Annotated in this window: 13 protein-coding genes and 1 tRNA gene; 11 read left to right on the forward strand and 3 right to left on the reverse strand. The window is 33.4% G+C overall.

All coding sequences use genetic code 11. From position 1 onward, the window contains the following. Window positions 1-40 precede the first annotated feature (40 nt). Window positions 41-3,001 (reverse strand): DNA polymerase III subunit alpha, encoded by a 2,961-nt coding sequence (locus tag ABD963_RS08855; protein ID WP_345276591.1) that lies wholly within the window; start codon window positions 2,999-3,001, stop codon window positions 41-43. Then, a complete protein-coding gene (locus ABD963_RS08860) occupies window positions 3,001-4,215 on the reverse strand; it encodes a DNA polymerase Y family protein (protein WP_345276592.1) in 1,215 nt (404 codons plus the stop codon). Before ABD963_RS08860 ends, ABD963_RS08855 begins: the two co-directional genes overlap by 1 nt. A 52-nt stretch (window positions 4,216-4,267) precedes the next feature. Between ABD963_RS08860 and ABD963_RS08865 the strand changes: the two genes are divergently transcribed. Further along, window positions 4,268-5,038, forward strand: coding sequence for an XRE family transcriptional regulator (locus tag ABD963_RS08865; RefSeq protein ID WP_345276593.1), 771 nt, complete (start codon window positions 4,268-4,270; stop codon window positions 5,036-5,038). Beyond that, on the forward strand, window positions 5,038-6,417 hold the full coding sequence (locus ABD963_RS08870; protein WP_345276594.1) for an exonuclease domain-containing protein: 1,380 nt from the start codon (window positions 5,038-5,040) through the stop codon (window positions 6,415-6,417). The genes ABD963_RS08865 and ABD963_RS08870 overlap by 1 nt, the downstream gene beginning before the upstream one ends. A 163-nt stretch (window positions 6,418-6,580) precedes the next feature. Here ABD963_RS08870 and ABD963_RS08875 read toward each other — a convergent pair. Then, a tRNA-Arg gene (locus ABD963_RS08875) sits at window positions 6,581-6,654 on the reverse strand. A gap of 212 nt (window positions 6,655-6,866) precedes the next feature. Here ABD963_RS08875 and ABD963_RS08880 point away from each other — a divergent pair. From ABD963_RS08880 to ABD963_RS08920, 9 genes are all read left to right on the forward strand, one after another. Beyond that, the gene (locus ABD963_RS08880) at window positions 6,867-9,674 is read left to right on the forward strand and encodes a helix-turn-helix and ligand-binding sensor domain-containing protein (RefSeq protein ID WP_345276595.1); all 2,808 of its coding nucleotides are present in this window, start codon (window positions 6,867-6,869) and stop codon (window positions 9,672-9,674) included. A 295-nt stretch (window positions 9,675-9,969) separates the two neighbouring features. Beyond that, window positions 9,970-13,194 carry a glycoside hydrolase family 2 TIM barrel-domain containing protein gene (locus ABD963_RS08885; RefSeq protein WP_345276596.1) on the forward strand — a complete coding sequence of 1,075 codons (3,225 nt, stop codon included), beginning with the start codon at window positions 9,970-9,972 and terminating at the stop codon, window positions 13,192-13,194. 6 nt (window positions 13,195-13,200) lie between these two features. Then, window positions 13,201-14,568: a glycosyl hydrolase family 16 gene (locus ABD963_RS08890; RefSeq protein ID WP_345276597.1), complete on the forward strand. Its 1,368-nt coding sequence runs from the start codon at window positions 13,201-13,203 to the stop codon at window positions 14,566-14,568. 35 nt (window positions 14,569-14,603) lie between these two features. Further along, window positions 14,604-16,076 (forward strand): hypothetical protein, encoded by a 1,473-nt coding sequence (locus ABD963_RS08895; RefSeq protein ID WP_345276598.1) that lies wholly within the window; start codon window positions 14,604-14,606, stop codon window positions 16,074-16,076. A gap of 31 nt (window positions 16,077-16,107) precedes the next feature. After that, on the forward strand, window positions 16,108-16,995 hold the full coding sequence (locus ABD963_RS08900) for a glycoside hydrolase family 16 protein (protein WP_345276599.1): 888 nt from the start codon (window positions 16,108-16,110) through the stop codon (window positions 16,993-16,995). Window positions 16,996-17,070: 75 nt separating this feature from the next. Then, window positions 17,071-20,529 (forward strand): hypothetical protein, encoded by a 3,459-nt coding sequence (locus ABD963_RS08905; protein ID WP_345276600.1) that lies wholly within the window; start codon window positions 17,071-17,073, stop codon window positions 20,527-20,529. Between the two features lie 107 nt (window positions 20,530-20,636). Continuing rightward, complete coding sequence (locus tag ABD963_RS08910) at window positions 20,637-21,818, forward strand: glycoside hydrolase family 17 protein (RefSeq protein ID WP_345276734.1); 1,182 nt, start codon at window positions 20,637-20,639, stop codon at window positions 21,816-21,818. A gap of 2 nt (window positions 21,819-21,820) precedes the next feature. Next, window positions 21,821-23,125, forward strand: a complete 1,305-nt coding sequence (locus ABD963_RS08915) for a glycosyl hydrolase family 17 protein (RefSeq protein WP_345276601.1) — start codon at window positions 21,821-21,823, stop codon at window positions 23,123-23,125. A 59-nt stretch (window positions 23,126-23,184) separates the two neighbouring features. Continuing rightward, entirely contained in the window at window positions 23,185-24,639 is a 1,455-nt protein-coding gene (locus ABD963_RS08920) for a glycoside hydrolase family 30 protein (RefSeq protein WP_425562797.1), read from the forward strand. Window positions 24,640-24,654: the final 15 nt, after the last annotated feature.

Genomic DNA, 24,654 nt, shown 5'->3' on the forward strand with positions numbered 1-24,654 from the left:
TATTTTATATGTTAAAGTTAAAAAATAAAACGCATCCTTTTCAATTTAAACTTCTTGGGTCTTGTATCAATGATAACTTTTTAGTCCATATTATATCTAAACTACAAAAATCAAATTCTTCAACTATTTTGCCACAACAAGCATAAACACCTAACCCATTTATTGGGTATTTATCTACTACTTGGGAAAAGTGAACCGTATCAAAATAGTCTCCTTCCCTATCTGTAAAAGTGCAAAAACGCATGAGTTTTCCATTGGAGCCTTTATGAAATCTTGTATTAACAAGCACACCATAAAGTATTACAGTTTTGTTGATATACTTATCCATCTCTTTTGCTTTGATATGGTCAATCAACTCTTCATTTACCAATTCAAAATAATTACAAAGTGGAAAGCCTAATAATTCCATTTGATCATAAGCATCTTCAATCCAACTTGTTTTTAAACTTGGCAACTTAAATTGTTTATGATTTGGTTTAAATAATTTGGATTGTGTTGTTTTTACCTTACTGGTATTTAACTTAAATATAGCTTGCCATAATAATTCAATTTTAGATTTTTTTGTAAATCTAAAAGCATCGATTCTAATCAAAATAGTGATTTGCTCAATGCTGATTATAACCCTATCAATAAAATCATCCAGCGATATAAATGAACCATTTAACTGCCTTTCGGATAATATTCTTTTTACAGTAAGAACTTCCAAACTTTTCAAATATCCAAATCCCAAATAAATCACATCACCTTTTATAATATTGGGGTGGTCACTATTATTAATACATGGTGCCTCTATAATACCCCCACACATTTTTGTTTCATGAATATAATGTTCTGCACTATAAAACCCCCCTCCATTGTTTAATACGGCCACCATAAATTCTAAAGGGAAATAACATTTTAAATATAAACTTTGGTAACTCTCAACAGCATATGAAGCTGAATGTCCTTTCGCAAAGGCATAACCAGCAAAACTTTTTATTTGATTCCATACTTCAAAAGTCAGTGCTTCTGAATAACCTTTAGCCTTACAATTATTGATAAATTTTTCTTCAACAGCAGTAAATTCTGCCCGTGACCTAAACTTACCACTCATGCCTCGTCTTAAAACATCAGCTTCACCTAAATCTAAACCAGCGAACAGATTGGCTACTTTAAGTACATCTTCTTGATATACCATAATACCAAAGGTTTCTGGCATTATGTTAAGTAAGATAGGATTGGCATCTTTTCTCTTTTCAGGACACCGTTGTCTTATGATAAATTCATTTTTCATACCTGAACTCGAAACACCAGGTCTTATGATAGAGCTAGCTGCTACTAAGCCCAAATAATCTTGTGTTTGTAGTTTTCGCATTAAGCCGCGCATAGCTGGAGATTCAACATAGTAAGCTCCAATGGCTTTACCCTGCCGTAACAACTTATTGATTTTAGGATCCTTCTTAAAGGTTTCAACTTGTGTAATATCTATTGGTGGTAATTCTGGTCGATTATACTTTATTATTTCTATAGCCTCTTTGATTTTAGCCAAGCCTCGTTGTCCCAAAATATCAAACTTAAAAATACCAACATCCTCTGCTATAATCATATCAAACTGTACCGTTGGAAACCCCTTAGGGGGTAAATTAGTAGCTGAATAGTAATGAATAGGCTTTTCTAAAATCAATATCCCGCAAGAATGTACACTTAAATGATTTGGAAATCCTTTTATGAGTTCTCCATACTTTAAAACCAATTGTGAAATGTTATCCAAGGTTTTGATATTGTAACTTCCAGAACTTAGCCTATCAATTTCATCTTTTGGCAATCCAAAAACTTTACCCAATTCACGCACAACAGCCCTATACTTAAAAGTGTTATAAGTTGCCAATAGTGCTACATGCTTAAATCGTTTAAAAATATAATCAGTGATATCTTCTCGTTCTTTCCATGAGAAATCAATATCAAAATCTGGTGGTGAGAGCCTAAAAGGGTTTATAAAACGCTCAAAATATAAGTCTAACTCAATAGGGTCTACATCAGTAATACCAATAATATATGCAACAATACTATTTGCCCCACTTCCCCTACCAACATGTACATATTCCATCCTTTTAGAATAGGAAACAATATCATAATTGATTAAAAAATATGAGACAAAATTCATCTGGCGAATCGTTTTGAGTTCTCTTTCTAATCTGATTCTTACTTTTTTATCCGGCCTGCTATATCGTTTATATAAATTATCTTCACAAAGTTTAACTAATAGCTCATAATCTTCTTCTTCTGTATTTAAATAAAGCGATTGATTTTGAGAGATTCTGTTTTCACCAAACTTAAAATCAATCACACAATTATTGAGAAGTTCTTCAGTATTGTCAATGATAAAGGAAAACTCAGAAAATTTATGTTTCAATTCACTCACTGGAATCATTTTATCATTTTCATGACATTCTTCTGTTTTTTGTAATTTGCTTAATAGCGTATTATTATCGATAGCCCTTAATAATCTATGTGCATTAAAATCTCGTTTATTTCTAATAGTGACCTGTTGTTGAATGACTAATCTATCCGTATAGGATTTATAACTCGAAAATGGTAATTTTTTTAGTTCTTCAATTGAAACACCGATAAACTCATTCGCATAAAATTCTTTTTTCTCCAATTGCATGACTCGTTCAAATGGATATATTATATAGGCATTATTAAAAAAAGGTGCTGTATTAGGTAGTAAAATTTTATTGTGTGAGTGATGCGATAAAAAAGCATTCAACTCCTGGAAACCTTGATTGTTTTTTGCCAACCCCACAAATAATTGCTTGGCACCATTTCTATAGTCTATACCTATTACTGGTTTAATATTAAATTCCTCAGATTTACGAATGAAATTAAGGCAAGCCGATGTATTATTAATATCGGTTAAGGCTAAAGTGTTTATACCATTTTCTTTGGCTAGCTTTAATAAATCAACTTCCGAAAATGTACCATAACGCAAAGAATAATATGTATGACAATTCAAATACATTATTGTTTTCTGTGTGCTAAAACAATAGGAGGTTCCCCATTAAAAGGGTTATGTGAGCCACCAATTGATTTTGCTCCAATAGAAGCTGCTTTTTGAACACTTAAATCTCCATAACGATTTCGAATAGTATCTAAAGCATTATATAAACTAAGCATCTCTTCTGTATCATCAAATAAGTTAATTTGATAATTACCACTTACCAGATCACTAATTTTAACACCAACAAGGCGTATCAAAAGGCGTCTTTGGTATAAGTTGTCAAACAATTCCAATACTCTGGGTATGATAAGATGATCGGCACTTGTATATGGTATCTTTACTTGTTTGGTATAGGTGTTAAAATCTGAATATCTGATTTTTACGCTTATACACGCTGCCAATTTTTCACCTCTGCGTAATTGATATGCTAAATTTTCAGCCATCGCAAAAATGGTTGTTCGTAATTTTACCATGTTAATAGTATCTTTCTCGAAGGTTCGTTCTATAGAAATAGACTTTCTTTCATGAAAAGGAATTAAAGGTGGATTGTCCAACCCATTGGCACGTTTCCAAATGGTTATCCCATTTAAACCTAAAACACTGCTCATCATTTCAACTGGCATTTGTTGAACAATACTCACTCTATCGATACCTAAATTTCTAAGAGTTTGATAGGTCTTATCCCCTACGGAGGGTATTTTTTTTATAGATAAAGGTGCCATAAAGGATTTTTCAAAGCCATAATCTACCCTTAGTTGGTTATTTGGTTTAGCCTCCCCAGTGGCAACTTTAGATACAATTTTATTAGAAGACAATCCAAAAGAAATAGGTAAACCAGTTTCCTTTATTATTTTTGTTCGTAATTCAGAAGCATACTTATAGCTGCCAAAAAATTTATCCATGCCACTCAAATCTGCATAAAACTCATCTATACTAGCCTTTTCAAATACCGGCACACTTTCTTTAATTATATCAGTAACTAAATGTGATTGCTTAGTATAAATTGACGAATTACCCCTTATAACGACTGCCTCTGGACATAAGCGTTTTGCTAAACGCATGGGCATCCCAGAATGAACACCAAATCGTCTAGTTTCATAACTACAAGCTGCTACTACACCTCTATCTCCAATGCCTCCCACTAACAATGGCTTCTTTTGTAAACGACTGTCAATTAAGCGTTCACAAGACACAAAAAAGGTGTCTAAATCTAGATGTAAAATATTTTTAGTCATGTCACAAAATTAGCTACATATTTAAGTATTTATTGCTTATATTTGTAGTATTATGAGAATGATATCTAAAAACATCAAACATTTAAGAAAACTCAAAAACCTAACTCAAGAATTGTTAGCAGATGAATTGGGAGTAACACGCTCTAAAATTGGATCCTATGAAGAAGACCGCTCTGCTCCAACCATTGAGTTTCTAATAAGTATATCTGATTATTTCAAAATCCCCATTGATATTTTACTAAAAAATGACTTAACCAAATCAAAGGATTCTTCATTTATTGAAATAGGAAATCAACGTGTATTATTTCCTATTGTTGTTGATTCAGAGAACGAAAATTTAATAGAAGTAGTTCCTATTAAAGCTTCTGCAGGTTATTTAACTGGTTATGACGACCCTGAATACATTGAACAATTACAAAAAATAAAGCTCCCCTTTTTACCAACTGGAAAACATAGAGCATTTCCTATAAAAGGGGATTCCATGTTACCCATGAAAGACGGTTCATATGTTGTGGGACGTTTTATCGAAGACAGAAACGATATTAAAACGGGTAAAACTTATGTACTAGTAACCTTAAATGATGGTATGGTATATAAACGTATTATGAATAATATTGATTTTAATGGGTCGTTGCTTTTAATGTCAGACAATAAAACTTACAATGCCTATAGTGTCCCTATCAATGAAGTTTTGGAGATTTGGGAATTTACATGTAGCATAAATACCCAAGAGTATAGTGAAGATGAGCTCAAATTAAGCAGTATCATTAACATGTTTAACAATTTAGGTGTTGAACTAAAAGCATTGGGAAAATTAATGTAATGGTTTATACTATAATCGATGTTGAAACTACTGGAGCAGGAAATAAAATTACTGAAATTTCAATTTTCAGATATAACAACAATAGATTAATTGATGAGTTCACTTCCCTAGTAAATCCTGAAAGACTAATTCCCAGTTATATCACTGCCTTAACTGGAATTGATGATTTCATGGTAGCTAAAGCTCCTGTATTTTCTGAGATTTCTGATTCCATTTTATCTATTACAAAGGATGCCATTTTTATTGCACACAGTGTCAATTTTGACTACAATGTGATTCGAAATGAGTTCAAATCTATTGGAGTTAATTTCTACAGGAAAAAACTATGCACCGTTAGATTATCAAAAAAATTGTTACCAGGATTTAATTCCTATAGTTTAGGGAAATTATGTGACAAATTAGATATCCCAATTGTTGCCAGACATCGTGCAAGAGGAGATGCAGAAGCAACTGTTATGCTTTTTAAGTTATTACTAAATCAACCAAAGGCCCAAGAAGCTATCCAATCCTTTTTTAAAAAAGACTCTAAAGAGACTACGCTGCCTCCACATTTAAAACAAGAATCTTTTGAAAAACTACCTAACGCGACAGGAGTCTATTATTTTAAGGACAAAAAAGGAAAAATTATTTATATTGGAAAAGCAAAAGATATTAAAAAGCGCGTATTAAGCCATTTCTACAATAAAACGGAAAAAGAGCTGAATTTAACAAGAGAAACTGCCGAATTGGATTTTGAACTCTCAGGAAGTGAGACTATAGCTTTATTAATGGAAGATGCTGCTATAAAGCATCATTTTCCAAAATATAATGAAGCAGCCAAACGAGTACCAAAAGTTTATGTCTTATTTAGTTATGAAGACAGAAATGGCGTTATTCATTTAGCCTATAATAACCAGAAATCGAATCCAAAAGCCATACAAACATTGCATAGTATACAAGAATGTCGATTCTACTTAGAATTTCTTTGTAAACAATTTCAGGTTTGCCCAAAATATTGTCATTTACAGGAAAATGTTATCCATTGCTCACATTATTCAATTCAAACTTGTAAAGGGGTTTGCAAAAAAACTGAATCAAAGACATTATATAACAACCGTGTTAATAAAGCAATTAAATTTCTTCAAAAACACTCTAAAGATGTGATCTTAAAACAACCAGGAAGAAATAAAAATGAGGAGGCGTTTATAATGATTAAAAGTAGCATTTATCGTGGATATGGTTTCATTGATAAAAATGAACAAATTAATTCTTCGGAAGATTTGGAACCATTTCTAATTTCACAAAAAGATAATGCTGACATTCAGCGAATCTTAAAAAAAACACTTTTACAAAATCAATTTAAAACTATCACTAATAAATCTTTAGAGGAATTATTATAAGATATTTTAATAAAGTTGATGTTTTTCAAAAAATTATTTCATTTCGTTAAGCATTTGAGATACCAATAAATGACACTACGCACATTTTATATAACCTAACTAAAAACAAAAACCCTACAGCTAAAATGAACTGTAGGGATATGGAATTGATTAATTTTTTAAGTGATCGCGACAGGATTCGAACCTGTGACCGTCTGCTTAGAAGGCAGATGCTCTATCCAACTGAGCTACGCGACCATAATAAAGAAGAAAATCTTTTTATTTTCCGGTGCGCAAATATAAAATTAACTATATATCTAACCAAAAGAAATGTTTATTTATTTTATAGGATGGTTTTTATGATTTAAAGAAATATATTAGATAGCACTCTAACAAACAAAACCTACACTTATAAGTTTGAAGTTATTATTTTTATTATATTAGTTTCCCTACAACTAAAACTATTTATATTGAACCTTACAAAACTTATACTTTTTAGTTTACTTTTTTTCACTAAAACTATTATACTATCCCAAGAAAGTCCTCCTATAGAGATCTTTACTCCTAAGGATTATGGTGGAGAAACTCAGAACTGGTCAATATCGCAATCAAAAGAAAAATATATTTATGTTGCGAACAATAAAGGCTTACTCGAATATAATGGTGCTAATTGGCAGCTTTATCTATCTCCCAACGAAACCATAATTAGGTCTGTTAATGTAATTGATGATTTAATTTATACGGGAGCTAATAGTGAATTTGGGTATTGGCAACGAAACGAATTGGGCTTGCTATATTACACTTCACTGTCTAAAAACCTTGAAATAAATTTTTTGGAGGATGAGGAGTTTTGGAATATTGTAAGTATAGACGAATATATCTTATTTCAATCTTTAAAAAGAATCTATATCTATAATAAATCTAATCATTCTTTCAATACAATTGATTCTGAAACTATAATATATAAGATATTTAAAGTAGATGAAACTATTTATTTTCAAAAAACCAAGGATGGAATTTATAAAATTGAAAATGGTAAACCAAAATTGGTTTCTAACGATCCCGTAATACAAAATAATAGACTGGTCAATATTTTTAGTTCAGACGAAAAGCTTTTAATAGAAACGGAAAATAATGGCTTTTACACACTTGAAATAGATACGCTATCAAAATGGGATATTCCTGCCAATGAAACTCTTTCAGAAATCAGTGTATTCCGCAGCATCCAATTGAAAGATAAAAGTTTCATTTTAGGCACAAGATCCAACGGCATTCTACATTTAACACAAGAAGGAGAAATCGACTATAATATTGATACCATTCATGGTTTAGGAAATAACACGGTGCATTGGGTATTTGAGGACGAAGAAGCCAATATATGGTTGGCATTGGAAAATGGGATTAATTGTATAAACGTAAAATCTCCTTTTAGTATTTACAACGATAAAGATGGCAAAATAGGAACCGTTCATACATCCATTGTTTTTAACGATATACTATACTTAGGAACCAATCAAGGACTATTTTATAAACGCTTGGAAAGTAATAATGATTTTAAATTGTTAGAAAGTATACAGGAAGCTGTTTGGTGTTTGGTAGAAATAGATGATGAATTATTTTGTGGACATGACACTGGAACCTCTATAGTAAGAAATACGTCGTCTGAAAAAATAAGTGGCAACCAACAAGGAACTTGGTCTATTAAACCTATCAATGGAAGAGATGATTTACTTTTGCAAGGAAATTATGATGGGCTTTACATCCTTCAAAAATCAGATGGTACATGGAAATTTAGGAATAAAATTAACGGCTTTGATAATTCAAGTAAATTTTTTGAGATATTTAATAACCAAATTTTTGTAAGTCATGAATATAAAGGTGTTTTCAAGATTAAAACCGACCCTGATTTTTTTAAAGCCATAGAGGTTGAAAAAAATCCTTCATTTACCCAAGAAATAAATTCTAGCTTAATAAAATACAATAATGAATTACTTTACACCTTTAGGGAAGGAGTACACAAGTATGATAGCATAAATAATAATTTTGTTAAGGATACATTACTAAGCAAATTATTTAATAAAGAAGAATACACCTCTGGAAAACTTTTATTTAACAAAAAGACGAATACCCTTTGGTGTTTTTCTAAAAAAAATTTAAACTATTTATCCCTTGGCAAACTTAGTAACATCCCAAAAATCAATAAAATACCATTTTCAAAGTCTTTACCTAGGGGCTTAACAGGATACGAGAATATGTCCTATTTAAATAATAAAAAATATTTAATAGGCACTTCAACTGGTTTCATTATTTTAGATTTAGACAAATTAAAAAGTAATCCCTACACTATTACCATTAATTCAATATCAAAAAACTGTATAAATTGTCCAGATGTTATAGTTAATAAAAAAAGTAAAGGCTCTTTTGAAAATAAAGAAAATAATATAGCCTTTTCATTTAGTGTTCCTGAATTTGAAAAATATCTTGATACCGAATACCAGTATCGTCTAGATGGAATGTATCAAGATTGGAGTGAGTGGTCTGAAAATTCCATGGCAGTATTTGAAAACTTACCTTACGGAAATTATACCTTTAAAGTAAGATCAAGAGTTGGAAATACGCTTACAAAAAACATAGAATCTTACAGCTTTAAAATAAAACGTCCATGGTTTTTATCAAATGTAATGATTGCTATTTACATTCTATCTATTTTACTGTTTTCAATATTCATGCATAACGCATATAAAAGATACTACAAAAAACAAAGGGAAAAACTTTTACAAAAAACATTGCAAGAGTTAGAACTAAAGGAGTTAGAAAACAAGCAACAGCTTATGAAATTCAACAATGATAAATTGAGACAGGATATAGAAAGTAAAAACAGAGAACTTGGAATTTCAACAATGAGCTTGATTAAAAAGAATGAATTTTTAAATACTATAAAAAAAGAATTACAAAAAGAACAAAACAATAATGGTGTTAAAAAAGTTATCAAGATCATTGATAGAAATTTAAACGATAATGATGATTGGCATTTATTTGAGGAAGCATTTAATAATGCGGACAAAGATTTCCTTAAGAAAATAAAGAACTTACACCCTTCTTTAACCTCAAATGATTTGCGCCTCTGTGCATATTTGAGATTAAATTTATCATCCAAAGAAATAGCTCCTCTACTTAACATTTCCCCGAGAAGCGTTGAAGTTAAACGCTACAGGCTTAGAAAAAAGATGGATTTATCGCATGAATCTAGCTTAACAGACTATATTTTAAAAATTTAATAACAATACAGACTAGTTTAACTCCTATACAAAACCACAACATTACCATATTATTAAATTAACAGATTAATTAAAACCATCAATGTTTACGGTACAAAAAGACCATACAACTAGTTTATTGTTAAAAAAATAATACAATTATTACCATGTATATTTTTTGTTGCGGTATTTTTTGTTGATTTCGTATTTAATTTAATAAATTTAGCTTCCCACAAATCTTTTCAAATATTAAACCACAACACAAGCATGTTGAAGTTTAATTAATATTATTGACCAATTTAAATTATATAAAACTATGAAAAACAATTTTCTAAGATTAGTGCTCTTCTTATTCACTATTTGCATGTACTCTCAGGTGAGTAAGGTGTCAGTAGTAAAAAATGACGAAGGGATGAAATTAGTGGTAAATGGACAAGATTTCATGATTAACGGTATGAACTGGGATTATGTTCCAATTGGTACCAACGTGGTAGATGCTAAATTCTACGAAAAACCAGACGATATTATAAAAGCTGGTCTCGACGCTGAAATGGCACTTTTGCAGAACATGAATGTCAATGTTATACGTCAATATACTGGTGTACCAGCCAAATGGGTTAAATATATATATGAGAGGTATGGTATTTACACCATGTTAAATGACTCTTTTGGTAGATATGGTTTAACTATAGATGGCGTATGGACCCCAATTACTGACTATAAAGATCCTCGCACAAAAGAGTTGTTAATGTCAGAAATAACCAATATGGTAACCGAGTACAAAAATGTACCGGGTATATTACTCTATCTTATAGGTAATGAGAACAATTATGGTCTGTTTTGGCAAGGTGCTGAAACAGAAGATTTCCCTGAAGGTCAAGAAAAGATAGATGCCGTTGGAGAACTTAGAGGGAGACCCATGTATAAATTAATGAATGAAGCTGCTAAAGCTATGAAAGCTATAGATGAAAACCACCCTGTCGCTATTTGTAATGGAGATGTTTTATTTATAGACATCATTGCTGATGAATGTAAAGACATCGATATCTATGGAACCAATGCTTACCGCGGGGTTTCATTTGGTGATATGTTTCAAGTTGTTAAGGATAAACTTAATTTACCTATTATGTTTACCGAATTTGGTTCAGATGCTTTTAATGCCATCGAAAATGCTGAAGATCAAAAAATGCAAGCCTATTATAATGTAGAAAACTGGAAAGAAATCTATCAAAATGCTGCTGGCTTAGGCAAAGTTGGAAATTCCATTGGAGGATTTACCTTCCAATTTTCTGATGGTTGGTGGAAAGCGGGATTTGACGATAGAAAAGATGCCGATACTCACCAAACAGAATCTACCTGGAATGCGGGTGGATATACGATTGATCAAGCATATCCAGGCGCTAACAACATGAATGAAGAGTGGTTTGGTATCTGTGCAAAGGGTCCAACGAATCAAAGAGGATTATACACATTATATCCAAGAGCTTCTTATTACGCTTTAAAAGATGTACATAGTCTGGATGTATATGCAGAAGGTGTTGATGCTGAATTTGTAGAAAATTTCTTTAAGAAAGTAAATTTAATGGATGCCGTTTTAAGAGCAAGAGGCGACAAAGCAGCATTAGGCGGTGGAGACTCAGAAAAACTAAGACTTAGCGAATTCAGTGCTAGATTTAGCACATTCAATACAGGAGGTTCCTTATTAACTACACCTACACAAGCAGACCCCGATGAGCCCAATGCTTTTCCAAATAGAACTGGATTTGACCACATGCAATCTTACTTTATTGGAGTGGAAGCAAAACCAACTGCGAGCGTGAGAGCGAATGTAAATTTCAATATTGTAGGTAATGTAGCTACAAATCCAATTGATCAAATATTTTATGAAAATGTCTCTAGACCTGTTACTGTTCAAGGCGCTACTGGAGAAGATGTTGTTTTAACTGATAACAATAGAGTTCGAGTGTATCAAGCAGAGTTTGAATGGAATACTAAGAAATTTGACTTTAGAGGATTTTATAGAACCGGTCATTATCACTGGGGTTATGAAGGTGATTTCTTTAATTTATATCCGGAATCTAACTATGGTCCGAATTTAGACATCTATAATGGTGAAATTCTAGGGATGGAAATTGATGGTAAAGGTTCATTAGCAGGATTTAAGGCCGCTATAGGACCGCAACTATGGTGGGGAGCCAACCCAGCTATGTTGTTAAAATATAGAAAGAAAGTAGGACATTGGGACATCACAGGTATATACCACAAAGATTTTGATGAGTCACTAAATTCTGTGCTTTTCTTTGGAGGAGGTAAAGATGTTCCTCTTGATGAGAATGGCAGACGTGTTTTAAATGCAGACCAAGTTCGTAGTGGTGTGATTCCAGCATGGCCAACAGAAAGAGCTACGGTTGTTTTTGAAAGAGAATTCGGAAAAGTAGAGCTAACCGTAGGAGGAATTTGGGGAGGAAGACCTTTAAATGGAATTTCATACCAAGATATAGATGGTAATGGAAATGTTGTTGAAGATAAAATTAAATCTTCAGATAACTGGGGAGGTAAAGGAAAATTAACGTATGCAGGAGGCAAATTCAATTGGTATGCTCAAGGTTCTATCATGGGCTTAGTTGCCAATGGAGGCTTTGATCAAACACAGACTTTTACTGGATGGAAATTAAAGGATAGTGGTAGTGGCAATATGGCTAACTTTTTAACAGGTTTTACATTTGCTGTTGGAGACTTACAAATAGCTCCAAACTTTATGTACCAACAACCTTTAGTTGACCCCATGCCAAATGGAGGTGCTGCACCTGGCAGATTAAGAAATGTGATAGATGATCCGTTTGCGGTAAGAAATGGAAACAGAAAAACAACAGCCGGAGAAATTCTATTTACTTACGATCCAACACCTGCTACTTGGATGTATGCATGGGATAACGATAGAGCTGAAGATGCACCATTTGCCATAAGTGCCGGATTTGTATTCCGTAATCTGCCTACAACCATGGACTCTCATATTGGTTTTAATGAAAACCGTAATTTCTTTGCCTTTGGTCAATCTGTTCCAGCGCAAAATTTATGGGAAGCACATACCCGTATGGTTTCTAAACTCGGTCGCGACTTTGGAGTCGTTGGGAACTTCTATTATGGAAACGGACAAGCCAATGGTGACTCGGACAGAACCATTACTAGGTTTGGAGCTGATATTAGAGCTATCCACAAGAAAATGAAAATCAATTCTCACATAAAAGTGAATGATTGGGGGCCTTTTGATTATCATAGGGATTTCAACCTAACCTTCCCAATGCAATTAATGTTAGATATATCCAGCACCATTAGTAAACCAGATTGGTTTATCTTGCCTACCACTCAAATTGGGGTGCGTGGAACTTGGAGATCCTTAAATCAGTTTTCACCAAGATATAGCCCTAACGCAGTTAATGAAGAATCGTTTCCACCTGAGCAAATAATTAGTTCCGTTGGATTTCCAAATGGTTCAGAATGGGAAATCATGACATACATTCAAATAAACCTAGGAAAATAATAACATATGATTTTAAATCGCTTAAAAATCACACTTTTCCAAGGATTCATTTTCTGCACAATTTTTAGTTGTGAAAGAGAAGTTTCTGAGGATGCTGTATTGGCTAGTTTTCCTAAAACAGGTGAGGTTTTTATGGACGGTTTTAGTTCTGGGCTAGAGTATGCTGCTTTTGGCAATTCCAAGTTCACTGCTTTTGAAGTAGATACAGAGGTTGCATATAAGGGAAGTGCATCCATGCGTTTTGATGTTCCTAATGCAGGGGACCCTTTAGGTCCCTATGCAGGAGGTACTTTCAGAGATTTGGGCGGTCGAGACTTATCTGGTTACGATGCTTTAACTTTTTGGATAAAATCTTCACAAGCGGGTACCATAAATGACATAGGATTCGGTAATGACTTCGAAACATCAAAAAATTTGGTATCGTTAAGTAATTTAAGAGTAGGAACTAAATGGGCAAAAGTGATTATTCCATTACCAGAACCTTCACAATTAAAACTTGAAAAAGGATTGTTTTGGTATGCGGAAGGCCCTGAAAATGGCGATGGATATACTTTTTGGATTGATGAATTAAAATTTGAAAAGTTAGAAACACTTGGTCAATTCAGAACATCAATTTATGAAGGTGAAGACAAATCGATGATTGGGTTTGTGAATTCACAAGTTAAAGTAGATGGTTTAATACAAACTGTTAACCTAGATTTAGGCATCGATCAAACCACACAAATAGCGCCTTCTTATTTTGATTTTTACACGTCTGACACCAATGTAGCAACGGTAAACGACCTTGGTATTGTTAGTATCCATAATGTAGGAAATGCAAAAATTACTGCCACCTTCAATGGAAAAGAAGTACCCGGATCGTTAACCATTGAAGCCATTCCATTTGAAACGGCACCAGACCCTGAATATAGTGCTGATAGTGTTATTTCTGTTTATAGTGACGCTTATAACAATATAAATGTTGATTATTTAAATGGATATTGGCAACCGTACCAAACAACGGAATCTTCAGAAATTACCATAAATGGTAATAGCATGATTAACTATACAAAATTCAATTTCGTTGGTGTTCAGTTTACAAATCCAACAATAGACGCTACTAATATGAGGTACATGCATATAGATTTATATACAACAACCCCTATTATTGCGCCTACCGTAATGTATATAGACTTAATAGATTTTAATCCGCCAAATTCAAGAGCAGGTGCTGTATTTAATAGCACGGTTTTAGTGTCACAACAATGGATGTCTCTTGAAATAGACCTAAATACTCTGGGCCTTGCGCGCAGAGATAGACTGGCACAAATTGTGCTTAATAGTGCTTCAACTTTAAATAATATATATGTAGACAATATTTATTTTCATAACTAGTGAAAATATTTTACAAAAACTTAAAATTAAAAAAAATGAAAAAAAGAAGATTTATTTATTTAAAAATGGTATTCCTTTTAGCGTTGGTTTCTGTTATCAATGTTAGTTGTGAAAGAGAACTTTCGGATGACGTTGTTCCAGCAAAATTTCCGAATACTGCAGAAATATTTACTGATAACCCTGTAGGATTAACAGATCAGTTTTTTGTATCATTCGATCCAGCAACTGGAGCCAATGTAGATGGATTTGGTGTGGACGATAATGTGGCTTATGAAGGTAAATCATCCATTAGAATTGATGTACCTTCAAGCACGGACCCTGCTGGAGGGTATATAGGTGGTATTTTTAGAGATCGTGGTGCGGGCAGAGATTTAACTGGTTATAATGCACTTACGTTTTGGGCCAAAGGTTCTACCACAGCAACCATAGGTGATATAGGCTTCGGAACAACTTTTGGAGACGATTTACCGCTAGATTTTTTAGATGAAACCTATGCAGTTTCTGCGAAAAATATTCAACTATCTACAGATTGGCGTAAATATATAATTCCAATACCAGATCCATCCAGACTAGTTAAAGAAACAGGATTATTTCTTTTTGCAGCGGGATCGGATAGTACTGGTGGTTTGGGGTACACTTTTTGGATAGACGAACTTAAATTTGAAAACCTAGGAACCATAGGTCAAGCAAGACCTTTTATAAACCAAGGTTTGGATTCAAATGGGGCGGCTTTTGTTGGTGAAAACTTGATAGTTACTGGAGTTGGAGTGACTTCAAACTTAGCAAATGGACAAAATATAAGTGTAATAGCTTCTCCTAATTATTTTACGTTTTCATCGTCAAATCCTAGTGTAGCGCGTGCTGAAGGTAGCCAAGTTTCATTAGTTGGTGAAGGTACTACTACAATTACCGCGAAATTAGGTACTACCGATGCTGATGGTTCTTTAGAAATTAGCTCAATAGGTTTGGCCCCAACGCCAACTTTAGATCCTTCCAGAGTAATTTCTATATTCAGTGATGCTTACACTAATAGACCTGTCGACTACTTCAACGGGTATTGGAATTTTTCTACAACACAAGGTCAGGACGATATCAATATAAATGGTAACAAAATTATCAAATATACCGCGCTGAATTTTGTGGGCACAGAATTTCAAGGCGCTAAAACGATTAATGCTTCCCAAATGACGCATTTTCATATAGATATATTTGTAGAAAACACACTTAAACCTGGCGATTTTATCAGAATCATTTTGCAGGATTTAGGAGCAGATAATGTTTTTGGAGGCGGCAATGATAGAGCGGGCTCAATTACTTTAACAAGTACAAGTGCAACTCCTTTGGTAAACGGAAGTTGGATAAGTGTAGATGTTCCATTTTCAAGTTTCCCTACTTTAACTACGCGCTCTAATTTAGCGCAACTAGTATATGTAACAGAAGGGACTAATCCGAATGCAACTGGATCAATAACAAATATTTTTATAGATAATATTTATTTCCACAATTAATAAAAGCTTTCAAACACAAAAAATTTTTAATATGAATTTTATAAATAAGTTTAAAACAGAAACATATAAATTATTATATATCTTAACTCTATCTGTTGTGGTTTTTAGCTGTGAAACGGATGATACACAAACGGTAACTACCTTTAATAAGCTAGTTATGGCCGATGAGTTTGATACGGATGGAAGTCCTAATTCTGGATTATGGACCAACTGGATAGGAACGGCTTTTAATAATGAATTACAATATTATACCGATAGGCCTGAAAACATTAAAGTTGAAGATGGTATGCTACATATTACGGCAAGGAAAGAAAATTTCAATGGGTCTCAATACACGTCAGCTCGTATAGAAACGAAAGGTCTATTTGCACAAAGATATGGCCGTTTTGAAGCCCGTATAAAATTACCTTGGGGTAAAGGTTTTTGGCCAGCATTTTGGCTATTAGGAAATAATATAGATGAGGTTACATGGCCTTTCTGTGGTGAAATCGACATTATGGAGAATAGGGGTCAAGAGCCAACCATAGTTCACGGCAGTGTTCATGGTCCGGGATATTCTGCGTCCAAAGCCATAACTAAAACATATGATTTACAGAACGATCGCTTAGATACCGATTTTCATGTTTATGGAATAGAATGGGGTGAAAACTATATTAATTATTACATAGATGATGTTTTATATAATCAAATTACCCCTGACGACTTGCCAACAACTCCTCTTCCTGAAGAAGCTTGTGACGAATTAACGGCACAAGAATGTTTTTCATTAAATAGAACTTGGAACCAATGGGTTTTCGATCAACCATTTTACATCATCATCAACTTGGCTGTTGGTGGAGATTTTCCTGGATCTCCAAACGCCGAAACTATTTTTCCACAAACTATGTTAGTGGACTACGTGCGTGTTTACACTAAGTAGTAAGAGCCCAATTAAAAAAAGGTTAATCACCCATTTTATGATTAACCTTTTTTGTTAAAACTCAATATCAAATAAATGAGCAATACGAATCACACAGAAGAATCTAAAGTAATATCAGATCAACCAGAAGTTATAAAAGGGGAATTGGTAACCTTTGAAAATGAGTTGTTTTACAAAATTTCCAATAGTGATGCTATGCGGCCCTTTTTTATGAGCATCGTAAGCGACTCCAATCATTGGATGTTTATTTCTAGTAATGGTGGTTTGACAGCTGGAAGGAAAAATGCTGAATATTCACTATTTCCTTATTACACAGATGATAAAATAACCGAATCTGCTGAAATTACAGGAAGTAAAACTATTTTTCAAATACATTCAAACAATCAAACCATCATTTGGGAACCTTTTTCAATACGCCAAATGGGCATTTATAAAGTATCAAGAAATCTTTATAAAAATACTTATGGTAATAAAATTGTATTTGAAGAAGTCAATCATGATTTAGGCCTAACGTTTCAATACCAATGGAATTCCAGTAATCAGTTTGGCTTTGTTAAAAAGTCTAAACTTATAAATAATTCCAAATCTAAAAAAACAATTACCGTTTTGGATGGTTTACAAAATATTCTGCCAAATGGTGTAACAGCAGATACACAGGCTATACGTAGTAATTTGGTTGACGCTTATAAAAGAAGCGAATTAATGCCCGAAACTGGTTTGGGTATTTATGCATTAAGCGCTATTATAGTTGATAAAGCAGAACCTAGCGAAGCTTTAAAAGCTAATATTGTATGGTCATCAGGTTTGAAAAATGCAACCTATCTCGTGTCTTCTGTCCAATTGGATAAATTTAGAAAAGGGCAATCTGTCACACAAGAAGAAGACATTAAGGCTGAAAAAGGCGCTTATTTTATTTCCTCTACAATTGACCTTAATGTTGATTCTGACAAGACATGGATGTTTGTAGCTAACGTTAATCAATCTATAACTGGTGTCAATGAAACTGCTGAAACTATAAAAAAAGAAAATAATTTATTTGAAATTGTACAAACGGATATTAATACTGGTACAAGAAGATTAATCAATCTCACGGCTGCTTCAGATGGATTGCAATTTACGGCGGATTCATTGATAAATACGCGTCATTTTTCGAATACCCTTTTCAATATTATGCGTGGTGGTATTTTTGATGATGGTTATAATATTGAAAAACAAGACTTTACAAAATATCTTGCAAAGGCCAATAAATCACTTTTCTCAACAAAAGAAGAACAATTAAATACACTTCCAGAAGTTTTCTCGCTCGATTATTTAAAAAATTTGGCAGAGGATGATAACGATAGTAATTTTAAAAGACTCTGTTTTGAATACTTACCCTTAAAATTTAGTAGAAGGCACGGAGATCCAAGCAGGCCATGGAATAAATTTTCGATAAATACAAGAAGTGAAATTGATGGCTCTAAAATATTGGATTATGAAGGTAACTGGAGAGATATATTCCAAAATTGGGAAGCTTTAGCCCATTCGTACCCAGAATATATAGAAAGTATGATTCATAAGTTTTTAAATGCTACCACATTTGAAGGCTATAACCCATACAGAGTAACAAAAGATGGTTTTGATTGGGAAATTATTGAAGAAAACGACCCTTGGTCATACATAGGGTATTGGGGTGACCACCAGATAATCTATCTCTTAAAATTCTTGGAGATTATAGAAAACCACTACCCTAGCCTATTAGAAAAACGTTTTACCCAAGAAATTTTTGTATATGCCAATGTTCCTTATAAAATTAAAAGTTATGAGGACACTTTGGTTAACCCAAAAGACACCATAGATTTTGATCATAAATTAGATGTAGAAATCAATAAAAACAAAGAAGTATTAGGAGCAGATGGAGCCTTGTTAAAAAATAAAAATTCTGATATCCACAAGGTTAATTTAATTGAGAAATTACTGGCCACAGTGCTTGCAAAAGTCTCAAATTTCATTCCGGAAGGCGGTATTTGGTTAAATACGCAAAGACCCGAGTGGAATGATGCTAATAATGCCTTAGTTGGTAACGGAGTATCTATGGTTACGCTTTGTTATTTAAATCGCTTTTTTAATTTCTTTGAAAAAGTAGTTTCAAAATCTGGAACCAATTCCGTAAAAGTATCTGATGAATTATTAGTCTTTTTTAACGAGGTTTTTGAAACATTAAAGAATAACAAAAATATACTTTCAGGCAAGGTTTCTAATAAAGACCGAAAAACGGTGTTAGACGGCGTTGGATTGGCAGGTAGTAAATACCGCATGACTATTTATAAGGAGGGTTTTTCTGCTAAAAAATCATCGGTACTTAAAACAGATCTTTTAGACTTTATTAAACTCACTAAAGCATATTTACAACATACTATTGATGCCAATAAACGCTCTGATAATATGTATCATGCCTATAACTTAATGACCGTTGAAAATGATAATGAAGTTTCTATTTCATATTTATCCGAAATGTTGGAAGGACAGGTAGCAGCCTTAAGTGCTGGCCATCTGTCTCCAAAAGAAGCTTTAGATTTATTAGATGGCTTAAAAAATAGTGCATTATTTAGAGATGATCAATACAGTTATATTTTATATCCAAATAAAGAACTACCGAGATTCGATAAAAAGAATAATATTCCTTCTGAAAAAGTTGAAAAATCAGAGTTATTAAAGGTTTTGATTTCCAATGGAAATACTCAAATAATAGAGAAAGATGTTTTGGGTCAATACCATTTTAACGGTAATTTTAATAACGCAAATAGCTTAAAACAAGCGCTAACCAACTTACCAAAACAATATCAAACTCTTGCATCAAAAGACAAGGAATTATTACTAAATATTTTTGAAGATATTTTTGATCATAAGTCCTTTACAGGCCGTTCAGGAACTTTCTTTGGTTATGAAGGCTTAGGGTCTATTTACTGGCATATGGTATCAAAATTATTACTTGCAGTTCAAGAGAACTGTTTGCTTGCTGTAAACAACAATGAAAGTGAAGTAATAATAGGCAAGCTTTTAGACCATTATTATGAAATTAATGCTGGAATTGGTGTTCATAAATCGCCAGAATTATATGGCGCATTCCCAACTGACCCCTATTCGCACACTCCTGCAACCAAAGGCGCTCAACAACCTGGGATGACAGGACAAGTAAAAGAAGATTTATTAAGTCGTTACGGAGAATTAGGCGTATTTGTCGATCAAGGTATTTTATATTTTAATCCCAGATTGTTAAGGAAACAAGAGTTTTTAAAAGAAAAAGCTGTTTTTAGTTATACCAACATTCAAAATGAAGTCATGGAAATGGAATTGAAAAAGGACGCATTGTGTTTTAGTTATTGTCAAATTCCCATTGTTTATACACTTTCTAATTCCAATAGTATTGTTGTAGATTACAATAACAATGACAGTAAAACATTTAATGGTTTGAGTTTGGATGAGGAAACCTCGAAATCTATTTTTGAAAGAGAAGGAAAAATAAAAACAATTACAGTTTCTATTAATAAGTAAACCAAAATACATCCCCAATTAATTAAAATTATTGTCTTATCATTCTGAAAAAACTATAGAGATAAGGAATAAGTATAAAAATAAGAAAAGTGAATAAACTTAAACATATGACGGCAGCAGAAATTTTAGGTAATCCCGATTATTTAGCAATTTCCTACGGTGGCTACAGGCAGAAAACCAGAGATATTCAACCTACCATTTCCCAACTTAAAGAAGATATGAAAATTTTAGCGGCTATGGGCGTTAAAATTTTAAGAACATATAATTTACAGTTACCACAAGCCCCTAATATATTAAAAGCCATAACTGAATTAAAAAAAGAGAACCCCTCTTTTGAAATGTATGTGATGTTAGGTGTTTGGATTGATTGCCAAAATGCTTGGACAGATATGGTACCCAATCATGATGTGGAAAGTGAAAATAATGCTGGTGAAGTTGACAGAGCAGTAGCCCTAGCTAAAGCCTATCCAGATATCGTTAAAATTATTGCTGTTGGAAACGAAGCTATGGTGCGATGGGCTACTAGTTATTTTGTACGTCCTAACGTTATTTTAAAATGGGTTAATCATTTACAAAAATTAAAGAAAAATGGAGAGCTTCCTAAAGACTTATGGATAACCAGTTCCGATGATTTTTCATCATGGGGAGCTGGAGACCCAAGTTACCATTGTGAAGATTTAACCAATCTTATTAAGGCCGTAGATTATATCTCTATGCACACTTATCCTATGCACAATTCTCATTATAACCCTGATTTTTGGTTAGTTCCTGAAAACGAACATAGCTTATCAGATTTTGAAAAAATTGAGTCTGTGATGCAAAGGGCATTAAATTTTGCAACGGATCAATACGAAGCTGTTGTTAAATATGTGAAAAGTCTTGGGGTTAACAAACCTGTGCATATTGGTGAAACGGGATGGGCTACCATTTCGAATGAACACTATGGTGCTAGTGGATCTAAAGCTGCTGACGAATATAAATCGGGCCGATATTTTCAACTTATGAGAGAATGGAGTTATAAAGCAAAGGTTTCTTGTTTTTATTTCGAAGCATTTGATGAGCAATGGAAAGACGCCAATAATCCTGGTGGCTCTGAAAACCATTTCGGACTTATAAACCTGAAGGGAGAAGCAAAATATGCGATTTGGGATTTAGTTGACCGTGGTGTTTTCAATGGATTAACGAGAGACGGTAAAAAAATATCTAAAACTTATAAAGGAAAAAAGGAAAAATTATTATCAGAGGTTCTAGTTCCTCCTTTGAAAACAGAAGCAACTTATAATTATTAGTTATGAAAAATTATGTATCAATCATAAGAAATTGCATACTGGTTTTTTTAATCAGCTTTCTATGGTCTTGTGGTAAAGTTAAAAATAATAATGTGAATCAAGTAGCGGAAAAAAATCAATTAACGGCAAAAGATATTCTAGGGAATCCAAACTATTTAGCAATGTCTTATGGAGGCTACAGGTATCCAGATCACAGCATAGAGCCTACTCTAGATGAACTAAAGGAAGATATGAAAATCCTACACGCTTTAGGCATCAGGATTGTTCGAACCTACAAAGTACATTTACCTCAGGCCCAAAATCTTTTAAAAGCTATCAGCGAAATAAAAGAAACAGATCCTAGCTTTGAAATGTATGTTATGCTTGGTGCATGGATTGACTGCAAAAACGCTTGGACGGACCAAGAGCCCATTCATAATATAGAAAGCGAAGATAACAAACCACAAATAGAAAAAGCTGTAGCATTGGCCAATCAATACCCTGATATCGTCAAAGTGATAGCCGTTGGCAATGAGGCTATGGTGAAATGGGCTGTAAGTTATTATGTAGAACCTTGGATCATATTAAAATGGGTCAATCACCTGCAAACTTTAAAGAATGAAGGTAAACTCCCTAAAGATTTATGGGTAACCAGTTCAGATAATTTTGCTTCTTGGGGAGGCGGAGGTGAAGAATATCATGTGGAAGATTTAAATAAATTAATTGAAGCTGTCGATTTTCTTTCTGTACATACTTACCCAATGCATGACACCCATTACCAGCCAGAATTTTGGTTAAATCAAGAAGGTTTGGAAGGTAAAACCGATATGGAAAAAATTGAACTTTCAATGCTCAGAGCTAAGGAGTACGCCATAACCCAATACGAAAATGTTAAGAAATACATGGAAAATCTTGGTGTTAACAAACCCATTCATATTGGCGAAACGGGATGGGCCAGTTATTCTTCAGGTTATTATGGTACGAATGGCTCAAAAGCTTGTGATGAATACAAAGAAGCGCTCTATTATAAACATATGAGAGACTGGACAAACGAAGCTGGGATGTCTTGTTTTTATTTTGAAGGATTTGATGAACCATGGAAAGGTGGCGATAATTCTGGGAATTCTGAAAAACATTTTGGATTATTCACTGTTGATGGTAAAGCCAAATATGTTCTTTGGGATGCCGTAGATAAAGGCATATTTGAAGGATTAACAAGGAATGGAAATCCAATAACTAAAACGTACGATGGTAATAAAAATGAGTTGATGAAAGATGTTGAGGTACCTCCCACTGCGGAAGAATGGCATGCAATAAAACAACATTAAAGAGTACAAACCTAATGAACGAAATAAAAAAAATAGCATTTTTCTTAGTAACGTTGGTTATGGTAAGTTGTAATATGGAAAACAAAACATTGGTTCTAGAAGTATATGAAACTTCGGCTAGCGGAAATAAACTAACTCGGTTAAAGGAATTCAAATCTAATGATAGCACTACGGTTATTAAATTAAATCCGAACCAAACTTTCCAAACCATAACAGGCTTTGGAGGTGCCTTTACAGAGTCCTCAGCATATTTATTAAATAAGTTAAGCACCGAGAATCGCAAAAAGATTATTGATGCTTATTTTAGTAAAGATGGTGCTAATTACTCATTAACCAGAACCCACATGAATTCCTGTGATTTTTCATTGAGTAATTACTCTTACGCGCCTATTGAAGGTGATAAAGAGCTAGAACATTTTAATATTCAAGAGGATAAGGCCGATTTAATACCCTTTATAAAAGAAGCCTTGGCGGCATCAACTGATGGGTTTAAAATTTTTGGATCTCCATGGACAGCTCCTCCGTGGATGAAAGATAATAATAAATGGGTTGGAGGTAAGTTACTTCCAGAATATTATGATACGTGGGCTTTATTTTTCTCAAAATATGCAGATGCCTATAAAGCAGAAGGTATTGATATATGGGGCTTTACTGTTGAAAACGAACCTTTAGGTAATGGTAATAATTGGGAAAGTATGCATTACACTCCTGATGAAATGACTCATTTCGTACAGAATTATTTAGGCCCCAAATTGGAAGCCGATGGAAAAGGGAATTTGAAAATTTTGGGTTATGATCAAAATAGAGAACATTTAAAAGAATGGGTAGATTCACAATTTAAGAATGAGGAAACCTCCAAATATTTTGATGGAACAGCTATTCATTGGTATGCAAGTACCTACGATTATTTCCCTGAAGAATTGCAATATGCACATGACAAAGCGCCTTCCAAACTTTTAATACAATCAGAAGCCTGCGTTGATGCTGAAGTTCCGGTATGGAAAGATGATGCTTGGTATTGGAAAAAAGAAGCGACCGATTGGGGTTGGGATTGGGCACCTGAAGAAGATAAACATTTACACCCTAAGTATGCTCCTGTTAACCGCTATGCGAGAGATATTATTGGGTGTCTAAATAATTGGGTAGATGGATGGGTAGACTGGAATATGGTTCTTGACAAACAAGGTGGTCCAAACTGGTTTAAAAACTGGTGTATAGCACCAGTTATTGTAGATCCTGATAAAGATGAAGTCTATTTTACACCACTGTATTTCACCATGGCGCATTTCAGTAAATTCATAAGACCTAATGCTAAAGTAATTGGGGTTGAAAATTCCGATAAAAATTTAATGGTTACAGCAGCTGAAAACCCTGATGGGTCGATTGCCGTTGTTGTCTTTAATGAAATGGAAACCCCTAGCGGTATTCAATTGACTTTAAATGACCAATCCGTAGAATTTACTATTGATGCTAAAGCCATTCAAACTATTGTAATTCCTAAAAATATAAACTAACTAAAACTGAATAAT

The sequence above is a fragment of the Litoribaculum gwangyangense genome, from assembly GCF_039543505.1.
GTDB classification, from domain to species: Bacteria; Bacteroidota; Bacteroidia; order Flavobacteriales; family Flavobacteriaceae; genus Litoribaculum; species Litoribaculum gwangyangense.

Bases quoted from the DNA above. Each gene is read 5' to 3' on its own strand.
- ABD963_RS08855 (WP_345276591.1), bottom strand. From the start codon at position 3,001: ATGTATTTGAATTGTCATACATATTATTCTTTGCGTTATGGTACATTT.
- ABD963_RS08860 (WP_345276592.1), bottom strand. From the start codon at position 4,215: ATGACTAAAAATATTTTACATCTAGATTTAGACACCTTTTTTGTGTCT.
- ABD963_RS08865 (WP_345276593.1), top strand. From the start codon at position 4,268: ATGAGAATGATATCTAAAAACATCAAACATTTAAGAAAACTCAAAAAC.
- ABD963_RS08870 (WP_345276594.1), top strand. From the start codon at position 5,038: ATGGTTTATACTATAATCGATGTTGAAACTACTGGAGCAGGAAATAAA.
- ABD963_RS08885 (WP_345276596.1), top strand. From the start codon at position 9,970: ATGAAAAACAATTTTCTAAGATTAGTGCTCTTCTTATTCACTATTTGC.
- ABD963_RS08890 (WP_345276597.1), top strand. From the start codon at position 13,201: ATGATTTTAAATCGCTTAAAAATCACACTTTTCCAAGGATTCATTTTC.
- ABD963_RS08895 (WP_345276598.1), top strand. From the start codon at position 14,604: ATGAAAAAAAGAAGATTTATTTATTTAAAAATGGTATTCCTTTTAGCG.
- ABD963_RS08900 (WP_345276599.1), top strand. From the start codon at position 16,108: ATGAATTTTATAAATAAGTTTAAAACAGAAACATATAAATTATTATAT.
- ABD963_RS08905 (WP_345276600.1), top strand. From the start codon at position 17,071: ATGAGCAATACGAATCACACAGAAGAATCTAAAGTAATATCAGATCAA.
- ABD963_RS08910 (WP_345276734.1), top strand. From the start codon at position 20,637: ATGACGGCAGCAGAAATTTTAGGTAATCCCGATTATTTAGCAATTTCC.
- ABD963_RS08915 (WP_345276601.1), top strand. From the start codon at position 21,821: ATGAAAAATTATGTATCAATCATAAGAAATTGCATACTGGTTTTTTTA.
- ABD963_RS08920 (WP_425562797.1), top strand. From the start codon at position 23,185: ATGGTAAGTTGTAATATGGAAAACAAAACATTGGTTCTAGAAGTATAT.